The organism is Cupriavidus sp. 05L411 (genome assembly GCF_056398045.1).
In genome coordinates, this window is sequence record NZ_JBFTOQ010000005.1 from 178521 (window position 1) to 192626 (window position 14106).

Here is a 14106-nt window from a genome sequence, read left to right on the forward strand (position 1 = left end):
CCTGAAGAATGACACCTAATGAAGCATTCTGCCAATAACTAGAGGAGGAGAACAATGAAAGGGATTCACCAACGTAGACATCTGCGCAAGGCCCTATTGACTGGATGTGCGACATTCATCGCCGGGGCAGCGCAGGCCCAGTCGAGCATTACCCTGTACGGCGTGGTCGATGCCAACATCGAGTACGTCAGCAATTTTTCGAGCACTACGCCCACCGCGGCCAACCGCTACACAAGCGGGCCCGCGCACAACCTGGTGCGAATGAACTCCGGCGGGCTATCCGGCTCGCGCTTCGGCCTGCGCGGCGCCGAGGATCTCGGCGGTGGCCTGCGAGCGGTATTCGCGCTGGAGAACGGCTTTACCCTGGATGACGGCAAGTTGGGCTTCGGTGGCCGCATGTTTGGCCGCCAGGCGTGGGTCGGCCTTGCCAGCAGTGACTTCGGGCGTGTCACCTTCGGCCGGCAGACCACGTCCATCTACGACGGTTTCGCGAACTTCACTGCAGCCCTCTATACGAACCAATACGAGCCGGGTAGTGCCATAGGAGGCTTCAGCTCCCGTTCGGACAATATGTCGAAGTACGTTGGCCAATTCGGCCGTGTGACCGCGATTGCGCACTGGACATTTGGCAACGGCGTCTTCGGCGCCGGCGAAACACCGGGCCAGTTCCGCCGCGACTCCGGGTACGGCGCGGCATTGAATTACCAATCCGATGCCTTCGGCATCGGTATCGCCTATGACCAGTACAACCCGACGCTCGCCGCCACCAGTGACATCGGCAGTTTCAAGCGCGCGGGCATCGCCGGCAGCTACGCCGCCGGCCCCGCCAAGTTCGTGGCCGGCTATCGCTGGGGCATGGACAAGACCGGCTCCAATGCCACCCTCTGGCACGACAACCTCTACTGGGTCGGTGTCAACTATCAGGCCACCGCGGCGCTGGGCCTGACCCTGGCGTACTACTATGACGACATCAGTCTCGTCAACGTCAGCCTCGGCCGGCTTCCCGCAGTCAGGGCCAAGAATCCCTGGCAAATCCTGTTCATCTCCAACTACAACCTATCCAAGACAACGGACATCTACTTGACCACGGCATACGCGAAGAACGCTGGCCTGAACTTCGACGCTTCTGCCACTGGGTTCGTCAACGGCTACTTCCTCGGCGCCGGCAAGAACGACATGCTCGGCGTAGCCGTCGGTATTCGCAAGAAGTTCTGAGTTCGTGGTCGCCCGGCATCCTGAGTTCGCTATCGCTGCGCGGTGGTCCGGGCCAAAAGATCAGCATCCGCCTGTAACACGACGCGATTCCATACACATACACCTGGGAGAGGTGAAGCTTGTCACTACCTGAATTCGATCTGGTGATCTTCGGCGGCACGGGCGACCTTGCATGCCGCAAGCTCATTCCCGCGCTCTTCGACGCCCATTGCGCCGGGCTCCTGCATGCACAAGGCCGAATCCTCGCGACCGGCACAAAGCCAATGGATCGGGGAAGCTTGATCTCCATGCTCGAGGAGCGCGCCCGGCCGATGGTGCAACCGGGCGTACAGATCGCTGGAGGTAGCCCGGACGATCTGCGGTTCCAGGGATGCTGGGAGAGCTTCCTGAACCGAATCGACTACCTCCATGTCGACACCTCCCAGGACAAAGGCTTTGAAGCGCTGTCAGAATGCATAGCACAACACGCCACGGAAGTCGTCGTCTGCTACCTGGCCACCCCGCCACACCTATTCGCACAGATCTGCGAGCAGCTTGCCCGTGTCGGCATGAACAAGCGCAATGTGCGCGTCGTCCTGGAAAAACCGCTCGGTCACGACCTCGAATCTTCCGAGGCAATCAATGACGCCGTAGCCCGCTTCTTTGAAGAGGATCAGATCTATCGCATTGACCATTACCTCGGCAAGGAACCGGTCCAGAATCTGATGGCACTGCGCTTCGGCAATACCCTGTTCGAACCGCTCTGGCGCAGGGAATGGGTCCGCGATGTTCAGATCACAATCGCTGAGGAACTGGGAGTCGAGCAGCGCGGCACCTTCTATGACCGTACCGGTGCGCTGCGGGACATGTTCCAGAGCCATCTCCTACAACTCCTTTGCATGGTCGCAATGGAGCCGCCTGCCACCGTGGACGCCGACGCCATCCGGGACGAAAAACTGAAGGTGCTCAAGGCACTCACGCCAATGAGTCCTCGATGCGTGACCGAGAGAACTGTAAGGGGCCAATATCGCCCAGGTGCGGCGGACGGATACCCTGTGCCAGGCTATCGTGAAGAGACGGACATAACGCAGGACAGCCAGACTGAAACATTCGTCGCTATCAAAGCCGAGATCGCAAACTGGCGATGGGCGGGCGTCCCCTTTTACCTGCGCACCGGAAAACGCATGCCGTCGCGCCTAGCCGAGATCGTCGTCCACTTCCGTAGCGTTCCCCACGAGCTATTCCCTCGCCCGCTTGGCTTGTCGGCCCAGAACCGTCTAGTCATCTCGCTGCAACCCGAGGAGAGCATACGCCTCTATCTTTTCACAAAGGCACCCGGTGATACTGTTTCGCTGCGGGAAACTTATCTCGACCTCGACCTCGCCAGGACTTCAACCGAGCGCCGAGCAGGGGCTTATGAGCGCTTGCTGCTCGACGTCATTCACGGGCGTCTCGGTTTATTCGTCCGCCGCGATGAGCAAGCCCAGGCATGGTGTTGGGTGAAGCCAATCATCGAGACATGGTCTTCCGGCAGTCCGCCGCTCAAGCCCTATACCGCGGGAACGTCGGGACCAGCGGCCTCCAGCGCCTTGCTCTCGCGTGACGGTGTTGCATGGCACGAGGAAATCTGACATGCAGAGAATATTCCACGACAACATTCCTGCCCAGGCCGCAGCACTGGCGCTGAGCGTGGCGGAGCAGCTTTCCGTCCTGATCGAAAACAAAGGCGACGCATACCTGGCCGTGTCTGGCGGCCGTACGCCCGTCCCCTTCTTCCAGGCGCTAAGCATACAGCGTCTGCCGTGGCAACACGTCGATATCATGTTGGTCGACGAACGTGCCGTGCTACCGGACCATACCGACAGCAATGCCAGGCTGGTGGAGGAAAATCTGCTTAGGGGCGAAGCCGCGAAGGCCCGCTTCATCCCGCTGGTTACAGAGAAGTGCGCAACGCCGGACCGTATCGATGTGGCCAAGGCACTGACCCAGGCCAACGTCGGTTTCAGCCAGCCTGACCTGGTGGTTCTCGGTATGGGCGAGGACGGCCACATAGCGTCTCTATTTGCTGATGCCCCCGAGTACGCGCAGGCCATGGATCTGAGCGCGCCACCGGGATACACAGCAACATCTCCACGCGGCGCCGCCCATCGGCGCATAACATTGAACCGAGCGGCACTGCTTGGGGCCAGCAAACTGATAGTGGCGATCGGCGGAGCAAGCAAGCGCGAAGTGTTTGCGCTTGCCTCGCACGCGCAGGATTTCGCCCTGCCGATCAGTTACATCATCCATCAAGATACCGTCCCCATCGACGTCTATGCGGCAAATTGAACCATTCGCGTCGCCACGGCTTGTCGCCGACATCGGCGGCACCAACGCGCGGTTTGCAATCGAGGTAGCAACACGGATATTCGCGCACGTGACGGTGCTAGATTGTGCTGCCTACCGTGGCATCGAGGCTGCCCTGCGCGCCTATCTGGCCACGCTCGGGGACCTCGGGCCGCAGGTACGCCATGCAGCGATCGGCATTGCCACGCCGGTGCTAGCTGACCTGGTGAAGATGACGAACCTCGAGTGGTCATTCTCCATTGACGCGCTACGTTACGCTTTCTCGTTCGATACCCTGGTAGTGACAAACGACTTCACCGCGCTGGCGCATGCGCTACCCTACCTGACGGCCGCGGATCTGTTGCAAGTCGGCGGCAAGCCTGCCTGCCAGCTTTCCCCCCTTGGCGTGCTCGGGCCCGGAACCGGGTTGGGCATTGCGGGCTTGATACGGAGCAACGACAGATACATAGCGCTGCCGGGCGAAGGCGGGCACACGAGCTTTTCCCCCTCTGACGACGAGGAGGTGCGGGTGTGGCGATATGCGCTCGCCCGCTTTGGGCACGTATCCGCGGAACGCCTGCTTTCCGGAGCCGGCTTGACGCTGATTCATGAGGCGATCCGCACGCATGCGCCGGGACAGTATCCACTCTCTCCCGCCGCCATCACCGAGCAGGCACTCTTGGGAACCGATCCGCATTGCAAAAAGGCGGTGGGAATGTTCTGTGCAATGTTGGGCACAGTCGCCGCGGACCTGGCATTAACCATCGGCGCGCGAGGTGGCATCTATATCGGTGGTGGAATTGTGCCGCGCCTAGGCGCAGTGTTCGCCCAATCCGCCTTCCGCCGTAGGTTCGAAAACAAAGGTCGCATGCGGGACTATCTGGCCGACATCCCCGTCTACGTGATCAACGCAGCGCTTCCCGCCCTGGCGGGACTATCGGCGCAGCTAGAAGAAAGGTTGTCAGCTTGACGGCGGCCAAATGAACGGCGAGCCTCGTTCTTCCAATCGCGCTATCCCGGGTTCGCTGAAGTGCTCGCGACGCGGCAAGCGGAGCATGCGATGGCAGTGAAATGAGGGCACGCGCAGCTCAAAGTGCGCTCCGGCGTAGCTCGCGTTGCATATCCAAGTCCGTTGAGCGCCCATGAGCGGTCATGCAAGGCGGGGGCCGCGATCGTCTCTTCATCGGCCGACTCGGCCGTTCGGCCCCGTGTACTCGAACGGCTCTGAAGGGTCGGGAACGGTAGTTCGCCCACGACCCTACGGCTCCAGTTCTGACTGGTCAGCACGCAGCCTATCGCATCGCTGATCGAGGTACTTATAGAAGTACGACGGCTACCGGGTCTTGGCGTCGACGGGGCCAAGGGCGCAACTCCAGACGAAGAACTCGGACGCGACCACCTGGTTTCCGGAGGTCGTGACCTCCCTCGGCAAATTGCCGGCCGGTTGCATCGTCGACGGTGAAGTGTGTGTGATGACCCCCGAGGAGCGCACGCACGCGCGAAGCGGCGGTGCTGGTATCCGGGTGCCGACCCCGTCGGTTACTGCATATTTGACCTACTCGTCGCCCGTGGCAGGGACATGCGCGATCAGCCACTGGAGAAGCGCAAAGCGGCGCGCGCAAGCTCCTGACCGGCACACCGCCGCTCGGTTTGCTCTACGTCCAGGACGAGGAAGATGGCGCCTGGCTGTTCGACGTGGCGATGGCGATTGAGTTGGAGGGAATCGTAGGGAAGCGCGTCGGCAGTCCGGCGTCGAGCATTTGAGCGAGCCCACGTTAACTAGCCTGAAACTTGCCATCGAGATGTCCCGACCTGGCTGCTTCGAACTGGGCCTTCAACTCCTCGTAGCGATGAGGCCGCATGGCGAATCCGCGCGTTCATGTCTGCGCCGCTGTCTGCAGGCCGCTGCCAGATAACCGTGTTATGCCTCGCGCAATTGAAACCGCGCCACTGTTCGCGCGAGCTCCCGCGCCCGATCGTTAAGCATCGATGATGCTGCCGCAGACTCCTCCACCAGCGCAGCGTTCTGTTGCGTGGCTTGATCCATTTCCGACACGCTCTGGTCGAGCTGTCCAATACCTGTGTTCTGCTCGCTCACCGCACCGTGTATCTCAGTAATGATGCGTCGAACGTGCTCGATGTCCTTGACAATTTCGGTCATGGTCGAGCCCGCTGCCTGAACCCGCTCGGTGCCGCTGCTTACGCTGGCTACGGAGCTCTCGATGAGCCCCTTGATCTCCTGGGCGGCTGTGGCACTGCGCTGAGCCAGGGTCCGCACCTCGCCAGCCACCACGGCAAAGCCGCGGCCCTGTTCCCCGGCACGCGCCGCCTCGACTGCCGCGTTAAGCGCGAGGATATTGGTCTGGAAGGCGATGCTGTCGATCACGCCTATTATTTCCGTGATCCGCCCCGACGATTTGGCGATCTCGTCCATGATGCGCACGGCGCCAGAGACAACTTCGCCGCCGCGCGCCGCGGTGGCGCTGGCATCAGTCGCCAACTGCGTTGCCTGCTCGGCCGCTTCCGCCGTCTGCTTTACACTCGATGCCAGTTGGGTCAAGGCTGCCGAGGTCTGCTGCAGATTGCTGGCCGAGGCTTCCGTGCGGTGGGATAGGTCGCGATTACCTGCCTCGATCTCGCCAGTTGCCGAGGTCATACCCTGCACACTGGCGCGCACGTCGACCAACACGGCGCCGATCTTCTCTACGAAGGCGTTGAACGACGCGGATATCTGTGCCACCTCATCATTGCCCACGACATCCAGCCGGCGGGTCAAGTCGCCCCCGCCAGTCCCGATGGTATCCATCGCGTCACGTACGCTGGAGAGCCTGCGGAGAGCTTTTGCGGTAAAGAAGGTGGCAATGCCGAGCGCAGCCAGGGTAAGCAAGACCATGGCTATGCCCATGGCGCTTACGACGTGGCGCAGGCCTACGGTGGCTTCGGCCTTATCGAGCGCGATCACCAGATACCAATCGGTGCCGGCGACAGCCTGGGCCTTTAGCAGCTTCGGCACGCCCTGGATTTCCACTTCTAGCGGCGCACTAGCCCGAACCAGGTTCTCGAGCGTGGCAGGCGTCAGTGCGGCGGTCACCTCGCTGACCGGCTTTAGCATCTGATTTGCATCGGCGTGAGCGATTACCTGGCCATCCCTGGCTACGACGAAGGCCAAGCTCGAAGGCGTTGGATGTATCGCCTTCACGGCTTCTCGCACGCCTTCCAGTGGCACTGCGCCGCTGACGGCGCCGATTGCCGCACCGTCACGGATGAGTGGCGCCGCAAAGGAAACGTATGGCACTCGAGTCGAGACATCTCCATACGGCTTGGTCACAGTCGGCTTGCCCGCGGCCAGCGCCGCTTTGTACCAAGGGCGCGCGGTGGGGTCGTAGTCCTTCGGCGTCGTGCTGCTGCTCGAGTAGTATGACTTGTCGTTCCACCCGATGGTGGTCACGGGAAAGCCGTTGGCATCACCCATGAACTTCACCAAGCCAGCGGGGTCGCCTTTCTCCACGACCTCCGCTGCCGTCTTGACGGCCAAAGCCTTGGCGGCGACCCATTGTTCGATCGCCAGCGTGTTACCACTGGCGATGGCACCAAGGTCGCTCTCCATTGTTGCCGTCATATTTGCGCGGACGATGCCATAGGTGGCGGCACCCGAGAGTGCGAGAGCGCCGACAACCGTGGCGGACATGATCAGAGCGATGCGCGTGCGGAGCGAGGATGCGGTCATACCGAAGAGAGTGATGTTACCTGGGTGAGTCGGTCTGAGTACGGCATTATCGCGGTGCTTGAGACCACGCCATCGGCCTGTCTTAGGCACCACAGTGCTAACTACGGCAAGCAAGCGGGCAACTTTAGGCCGGCGGCAAGAACCGGCGCAGGTGCCCTACGCTGAGCCCGAGGGTGGGGTGGAACCTGTTCTTCGCTCAGGTAGAGCGATCTATGTAGGCGGCGGTAAGGATTGGTGGGGAACTACCGCTTCTTCGTCAGTCTCACAGGGGAATTCCACATCCCAGACTGGCGTGTTGCCAGCCGCGTTTCGGGACGCCTATCGCGTGGCTCAAATGGGTGGCCCTGTCAGCAGTTTCCAGCGCTTCACAGAAGGGGAGGTCGGGGCGACTCTGATGTTGCCATGGGTGCCGGAGCTTGCGCGCCAATGCGTATCACGCGCAACACAAGGGTATCCGTTTGTCGACGCATGGAAGCAGGTGCCCGTCGCCGCAATCGAAATGTGGCTCCATGCCATCAAAACTACGGTGCTTGATCTCGCGATCAACATCGAGCGCAAGAATCTCGACGCGAGAGAATGCCCGGTTGGTCAGCAACTCATCAGCAAGGCAGAGATGACGTCGGCAATCTGGCCAACGGCGGCGCCGACTTTACCCAGACCGCCCGTGGGCACCGGGATGGGCCTCGCCGAAAGCTGTTGGCTCTGGGACTCATGCAGGCCGTCAGGACTTTGGAGGTGGGGGTTGAGGGGCCCGCATGCCGACGCCCCTTAGGGACGCCACGACGCAAGTGACCTTTGTGCGGCCGTTCTTCCCAGTAAAAATGCGGCGTGGCCGCTGTGTCAGCCATGCTTGATGAGGTCCTCAATTTGCAGCAAGCGCGAGAAGCTAGTCGCGACAAACCTGGACTGAATTGGGCCGGCCGACAGAATTTCCAAGTGCGTTAAGGACACCAGCGCCCTGCCGGATAATCTGGCAGGGCCTATAGCGTGCAACTCGCACAAGGTGACCTATAGTGACGTAAATGGCGTCCGGAGCGTCCCGTCTCCCCTCGGAACTCCTTTAATTCCGTCGCTGGCGGCGGGAAGCAAGCGGGGTCGAAAAACAGAAGAACGTCCCTTTCCCGATGCTTGCGGAGAAACGAGGGCTAGCGTTTGTCAAAGCCAGGCCCCACAAGCCTTTCCGGCCGGTTTAGCCTAATTTGAAAAACGCAAAAGCGGTGGTTTGACAAATTCCATTCTCTCGGGACACACAGAGCAAAGCACCAACTCACCTGCCGCCGAAATCCGGCGCTTACCCCAGATACTTGAACAGATTCATCCCCTGGATCTGCATGAACGACTGCTGCGCCGCCTGCAGCGAAGTCTGGCGCTGGTAGTACTCGGTCATGGCCGAGTAGTAATCCAGGTCCTGCAGGCCCGAAAGCGTCTGGCTGTAATTTAACCCGCGGTTGGTGCCGATGGTGTCGAGCGCATCGAGCTCATTCATGCGCGAACCGACCGAGGTCTGCACCGTGCTGACGTTGTCCAGCGAGTTGGCCATCTGGCGGTTTGCCGTGGACAGCGCGTTGGCCAGCGTGGCGCGGTCGGTGTCGGTGACGACCGGCTGCTTCAGGGCATTGATGATGCTCTGCAGGTTGGCAAAGATGTCGGTGCCGGCTTGCTTCGCGGGTTGCAGGTTGACAACATCGCCATCCTTGGGCGTGCCCTTGATCGACAGCGAGAGCCCGCCGACCGAGATGCCGGCGCCGTCCACATAGTCCACCGGAGCGCCAACGGCGGCCGGCGGCGCGGCGCTCTGGTCCATTACCTGGTACTGCATCTTGCCGGTGACGGCATTGGTGGCGAAATTGAGCGAGAGGCTGTGGCCGTACAGCGCGTTGGTCGGATCCGTCACCGAGATCGCGCTGAACTCGCCAGTGCCCGTATTGGTGGCGGGCGAGGAGGCAACGTAGGTGGCGGTGGACTGCACGCTCATGAAGATCGCGTTGCCGTTGTCGTTGGTGGGCATCTGACGAGCGACGTCGACCTGCAGCAGTTGCTGGCCGGTATCGCCGCCATAGACCACCGCGCCGCTGCCGTTCTTCGCGAACGGCGGCGTGGACGACTGGTAACCCGCGAACAGGAACTGGCCGTTGCCATCGTCGGCGTTGGACAGGCCGAGCAACTGGTTGTATGAGTCCTGCAGCGAGGAGGCGACCGAGGCGCGGTCGGCAGCGCTCATGGTGCCGTTACCGGCTTGCACCACCAGCGTCTGGATGTTCTGCACGGTGGTGACGACGCTGTTGAGCGAGCTCAGCTCCATGGACAGGTTGGTGTTGGCCTGTTTGCGGGACGTGGCGTACTGGTCGTTGACCGCGCTGGACTGCGAGACCACCAGCGCCCGGGTCGCTCCCACCGGGTCGTCGGACGGGGTCAGGATACGGCGGCCGGTGCCGAGCTGTTGCTGCACATGCAGCAACGAGCTTTGCTGGCTGTTCATCGAGGCCAGGCCGAGTTGGTAGAGCGTGGAGCTTGCAACGCGCATGTCTGTTCCTTTAGGAGATCCGGGTCTTCAGAAGCGATCAGCGGCCGATACCGATGATGGTGTCGAACAGCGTGGTGGCGGTCTGGATGACCTTGGCGTTGGCCTGGTAGAGCTGTTGGAAACGCAGCATGGAGACCGTTTCCTCATCCATGTTCACACCTGAGACGGCTTGCTGTGCCGTCTGCACCTGGGTAGTGACGCTGTCCTGCGACGTCGAGGCGATCTGGATCGACTTGGCGCGGCTGCCGACGTCGTTGACCAACTGTGCGAAGGCATCGTTGTAGCTCGACACGCCGCCGATGGTCTTGGTGGTTTGCAGCTTGGCCAGCGTGAGCGCGTTGCCGTTGTCGGATACGCCGCTCAGGTTGGGCGCCAGCGTGAAGCTGTCACCGGTCTTGGGCGTGCCGTCAAAGCTGACCGTGACACCGTTGAACGAGTATTGCGTCGCAGTGCCGCTGGGGGTCGGGCCGCTGGTGGGTACGACCGGAGCACCGGTCGCATCGGTGAAGACGTAATTGGCGCCGTTGTACTTGGCCGTGATCGTGGTGGCGGGCAGGCTGAAGCCTTGCGCGACATTGCTGACCTTGACCGTGCCGGTACCCGTGTTGGTAGTGCCTGCGCTGACGCGCAGCGGGCCAGCGGCGGCAATCTTGGCGGGATCGGTAATGGCCATGTCCATGTTCGCGGCCACATTGCGGGTCGGCTGGATCTGGTAGGAATCATTGGCCGACATCGCCGTCGGGATCTTGACGTCCACGCCGTCCGCCGACAGCGTCAGCGGATAGGTGGCGGTAGCGCCCGCCTGGGTGGCCACGACCGTGTTGTCCGATATGCGCGTGAGCGAGTAGTTGGTGCCGTCGTAGGTCAGCGTGTAGTCGCTGGTGGTCAGCTGCGACGTATTGCTGATGCTGGCCGATACCAGCGAGGTGCCGGTATTCGAGCTCTTGGGCAGCGTGACGGGCGTGCCGAGCTTGAACAGGTTGCCGCCGATCTGGCCGGTCAGGTCCACGCCGAGCTTATGCTGGTCGTTGAAGGTCTGGGCCAGCGTCACCGAGAGCCGCCCGATGGCGTTCTGCGCTGGGTCCAGCGACTCGGTGCGGAACTTGAGCAAACCGCCGACGGAGCCGCCGGTGAGGGTGCTTTCGTCCATCTCGGTCACGTTGCCGTTGGCCTGCGTGTAGGCGATCGTGGTACGCGACGGATCGGCCGACGATTGCACCGCCTTCAGGTCATAGGAGTTCGAGCCCATCACCAGGGGCTGGCCGTTGCCGACGAACACGTTGTATGTATTGTCCTGCGGCACCACCTTGACGCCTACCAGCTGGGTCAGCTGCGAGACCAGCTGGTCACGCTGGTCAAGCAGGTCGTTGGGCGGCTGGCCGCCGCCGGCAGCGGTAGCCCGCGTGATCTGGTCGTTGAGCTTGGCAAGCTGCTGGGAGTAGGCGTTGATCTGCGTCACCGAGCTCTGCACCTGGGTATTGACGCCATCACGCAATTGCTGGAAGTAGGAATTGGCGGCGCGCATCTGCCCGGTGAGCGATTGCCCGGCATTGATCATGTTCTGGCGCGCGGCCGGATCTGCCGGCGTGTCCGACACCCCTTGCACGGCGGCGAAGAACTTCTGCATCAGCGGCGCGATGCCACCCTTCTGGTCGGCCAGCAGGTTGTCGATCTGGCTGATCTGGTCGGAGTACGTCGAGAGCTGGGCGCTGGCGGACTGGGCGTTGCGCAGCTGGCCCGTCAGGAATTCATCATAGACGCGAACCACCGTGGTCGTGTTGGAACCCTGCCCGTAAAAGCCGCTGCTGGTGTACTGGCCACCCGCGGACGCAATGATGGTGTTCTGCCGCGTATAGCCTGCCGTGGTGGCATTGCTGATATTGTGGCCAACCGTCGTCAACGCGTTCTGCGCCGTGTTCAGGCCGGAAAGTCCGATATTGAAGAGAGACATGCTCTAACCCCGCATCTGGTGGCTGCCGTGTGCTTGACCGGGGCGATCCGTGCACCGTGGCCGCTTCTCGCGGAGCCTTCGATGCCGGTTCGCCGCTGCCGGGCATGGACGGCGGTGAATGATGTAAGTAACGGCAGAAGTACAAGGAGACTTTAGTGCGCGGCGCCGACAATTTACGTCCGGCCGGCGTTCGCCCGGCAGGAGCGCGGCATGCGCTCAGACGGGCACTTTCCGCATGATCCGGACCAGCTTCTCGCCGTATGCCGGATCCGTGGCGTAACCGGCCCGCTGCAGGCCCCGGGCCGCGTCGTCCGGCGTGGCCGCGGCCAGCACCTCGGCGTAGCGCGGGTTGTTGCTCAGCAAGCGCCCGTAGTCGGCAAAGGCTTCGTCGTACGAGCCGTAGGCACGGAAGCGCGCACGCACCTTCTGCGGCTGGCCGTCGACATATTCGGTGGTGGTGATTTCCGCAACCTGGCCCTTCCAGTTGGCGCCCGCCTTGATGCCGAAGACATTGAAGGTCGTGCTGCCGTCCGGGTAGGCAATCTCGCGCCGGCCCCAGCCGGATTCGAGCGCGGCCTGGCCCAGGATCAGCTTGGCCGGCACGCCGGTGGCGCGCGCCGCGGATTGCGCCGGCCCCGCCATGCGGGAAACGAAGGCGCTGATGTGGGCCGGCGTGTCTTCCGGCAACACGGCGTTGCCGCCTTGCCAGGCCCCGGTGTCCTGCGACTGGTATTGGCGCAGGCCCGCGCTGGGGTTCCAGCTGGTGCCGGCCACCACGCTGCCTGCACGCGACGCGTCCGCGTCTCCGTTGCGCATGTCCAGCGTGCGCGCAAGGCCGGGGGCCGCGTCGTCCATGCCTGCCTGCACGGCGGCCTGCTTGGCAGCCGCACCGGCGAGCTCGGGCGGCAGGCCCGCGCCGCTGGCGCGCGCGAGCTGGCGCACCATGACGTCGGCCAGGCCGATGCCGCGCGTGGACATCTGCTGGGACAGCTGCTGGTCCATCATCGACATATACAGCTTGGTCTGCTCGTTGTCGAACAGGCCATCCTGCGGCGTGGCGTCGCGCATGCTCTTGAGCACCATCTGCGTGAACACCGCCTCGAACTGGCGTGCGGCGGTGCGCAGCGTCTCCGGAGTGGCCCCGGTACGGGCACTTTGCTTGAGGCCTTCGAAGCCTTGCGTATCAAGGGCGAAGCGTTGCGAGAGTTCGGCCTGTGCGGCCACGCGGCTGGCTGACATGATCAGATGATCTCGAGGTCGGCGCGCAGCGCGCCCGCGGCACGCATGGCTTCAAGGATGGTCTGCAGGTCGGCCGGCGTCGCGCCCAGCGCGTTCAGGCCCTTGACCACCGCGGCCAGCGACGCTCCGGCCTTGACCATCTGCAGTGCGCCGCCTTCTTGCTTCATGTTGATCTGCGAAACCGGCGCCACCACCGTCTGGCCGCCACTGAACGGCGCCGGCTGGCTGATCACCGGCTGGGTATTGATCACCACGGACAGATTGCCATGCGCCACCGCGCAGTCGTCCACCGTCACGGCCTGGTTCATCACGACCGAGCCGGTACGCGCATTGAGAATGACCTTGGCGGCGGCCTTGGCGCGCGTGACCTCGATGTTCTCGATGCGGGCCATGAAGCCCACCCGCGCGCTCGGGGCCGCTGGCGTGCGCACCTGCACCACCCTGCCGTCCAGCGCGCTGGCTACGCCGCCGCCCATCGCGCGATTGATCGCCTCGACAACGCGTTCGGCCGTGCCGTAATCGGTTTCGCGCAGTTCCAGGTTCAGGATGCCGCCTTCGGGCTGGAACGCGGGCACGGCGCGCTCCACGATGCCACCATTGGCAATGCGGCCCACCGCCAGTTGGTTGACCTGCACCTTGCTGCCGTTGGCCGACGCGCCCGCGCCGCCCACCAGCATGTTGCCCTGCGCGATCGCGTAGACCTGGCCGTCGGCGCCCTTGAGGGGCGTCATCAGCAAGGTGCCGCCACGCAGGCTCTTGGCATTGCCCATCGACGACACCACCACGTCGAGCTGGCTGCCGGGCCGTGCGAACGGCGGCAGCGTGGCGGTGACCATCACCGCCGCCACGTTCTTGAGCTGCATGTTCTTGCCGGCCGGCAGGGTGATGCCGAGCTGCGAGAGCATGTTGGTCAGGCTCTGCGTGGTGAACGGCGTCTGCATGGTCTGGTCGCCGGTGTTATCCAACCCCACCACGAGGCCATAGCCCACCAGCGGGTTGTCGCGCACGCCCTGGAAGTTGGCCAGGTTCTTCAGCCGTTCCGCGTGCGACGCGCCTGCTAGCAGGCCCAGCGTCAGCGCCAGGAAGAGAGCGCGGACGATGCGGCTGCGCGAGGCGGGGAACGAAGACAGGGACATGACGCGGTCA

The 14106-nt window shown here is 62.9% G+C and carries 10 protein-coding genes; 5 read left to right on the forward strand and 5 right to left on the reverse strand.

Translation table 11 applies throughout. From position 1 onward, the window contains the following. Positions 1-54: 54 nt before the first annotated feature. The 4 genes from AC1DQR_RS07750 (at position 55) to AC1DQR_RS07765 (ending at position 4489) form a co-directional block, all read left to right on the forward strand. The gene (locus AC1DQR_RS07750; RefSeq protein ID WP_416051549.1) at positions 55-1215 is read left to right on the forward strand and encodes a porin; all 1161 of its coding nucleotides are present in this window, start codon (positions 55-57) and stop codon (positions 1213-1215) included. A 119-nt stretch (positions 1216-1334) separates the two neighbouring features. Next, complete coding sequence (zwf, locus tag AC1DQR_RS07755; protein WP_416051548.1) at positions 1335-2825, forward strand: glucose-6-phosphate dehydrogenase; 1491 nt, start codon at positions 1335-1337, stop codon at positions 2823-2825. Position 2826: 1 nt separating this feature from the next. Further along, positions 2827-3522: a 6-phosphogluconolactonase gene (pgl, locus tag AC1DQR_RS07760; protein ID WP_416051547.1), complete on the forward strand. Its 696-nt coding sequence runs from the start codon at positions 2827-2829 to the stop codon at positions 3520-3522. Next, entirely contained in the window at positions 3509-4489 is a 981-nt protein-coding gene (locus AC1DQR_RS07765) for a glucokinase (RefSeq protein ID WP_416051546.1), read from the forward strand. Before pgl ends, AC1DQR_RS07765 begins: the two co-directional genes overlap by 14 nt. A gap of 951 nt (positions 4490-5440) precedes the next feature. On the opposite strand, the gene AC1DQR_RS07770 is transcribed toward AC1DQR_RS07765, so the two are convergent. Further along, positions 5441-7246: a methyl-accepting chemotaxis protein gene (locus AC1DQR_RS07770; RefSeq protein ID WP_416051545.1), complete on the reverse strand. Its 1806-nt coding sequence runs from the start codon at positions 7244-7246 to the stop codon at positions 5441-5443. Between the two features lie 292 nt (positions 7247-7538). On the opposite strand from AC1DQR_RS07770, the gene AC1DQR_RS07775 reads away from it, so the two are divergent. Then, complete coding sequence (locus tag AC1DQR_RS07775; RefSeq protein ID WP_477132836.1) at positions 7539-8018, forward strand: AbiTii domain-containing protein; 480 nt, start codon at positions 7539-7541, stop codon at positions 8016-8018. 519 nt (positions 8019-8537) lie between these two features. Here the strand turns inward: AC1DQR_RS07775 and flgL are convergent. From flgL to AC1DQR_RS07795, 4 genes are all read right to left on the reverse strand, one after another. Continuing rightward, complete coding sequence (flgL, locus tag AC1DQR_RS07780; protein WP_416051543.1) at positions 8538-9770, reverse strand: flagellar hook-associated protein FlgL; 1233 nt, start codon at positions 9768-9770, stop codon at positions 8538-8540. Between the two features lie 37 nt (positions 9771-9807). After that, positions 9808-11721, reverse strand: coding sequence for a flagellar hook-associated protein FlgK (gene flgK, locus AC1DQR_RS07785; protein ID WP_477132837.1), 1914 nt, complete (start codon positions 11719-11721; stop codon positions 9808-9810). Positions 11722-11937: 216 nt separating this feature from the next. Next, a complete protein-coding gene (gene flgJ / locus AC1DQR_RS07790; RefSeq protein ID WP_416051541.1) occupies positions 11938-12960 on the reverse strand; it encodes a flagellar assembly peptidoglycan hydrolase FlgJ in 1023 nt (340 codons plus the stop codon). A 2-nt stretch (positions 12961-12962) separates the two neighbouring features. Then, positions 12963-14096 carry a flagellar basal body P-ring protein FlgI gene (locus AC1DQR_RS07795; RefSeq protein ID WP_477132838.1) on the reverse strand — a complete coding sequence of 378 codons (1134 nt, stop codon included), beginning with the start codon at positions 14094-14096 and terminating at the stop codon, positions 12963-12965. Positions 14097-14106 lie beyond the last annotated feature (10 nt).

Excerpts from the sequence above, each read along its gene's own strand:
- AC1DQR_RS07750 (WP_416051549.1), top strand. The coding sequence starts at position 55 with ATGAAAGGGATTCACCAACGTAGACATCTGCGCAAGGCCCTATTGACT.
- pgl (WP_416051547.1), top strand. The coding sequence starts at position 2,827 with ATGCAGAGAATATTCCACGACAACATTCCTGCCCAGGCCGCAGCACTG.
- AC1DQR_RS07765 (WP_416051546.1), top strand. The coding sequence starts at position 3,509 with ATGCGGCAAATTGAACCATTCGCGTCGCCACGGCTTGTCGCCGACATC.
- AC1DQR_RS07770 (WP_416051545.1), bottom strand. The coding sequence starts at position 7,246 with ATGACCGCATCCTCGCTCCGCACGCGCATCGCTCTGATCATGTCCGCC.
- flgL (WP_416051543.1), bottom strand. The coding sequence starts at position 9,770 with ATGCGCGTTGCAAGCTCCACGCTCTACCAACTCGGCCTGGCCTCGATG.
- flgK (WP_477132837.1), bottom strand. The coding sequence starts at position 11,721 with ATGTCTCTCTTCAATATCGGACTTTCCGGCCTGAACACGGCGCAGAAC.
- flgJ (WP_416051541.1), bottom strand. The coding sequence starts at position 12,960 with ATGTCAGCCAGCCGCGTGGCCGCACAGGCCGAACTCTCGCAACGCTTC.
- AC1DQR_RS07795 (WP_477132838.1), bottom strand. The coding sequence starts at position 14,096 with ATGTCCCTGTCTTCGTTCCCCGCCTCGCGCAGCCGCATCGTCCGCGCT.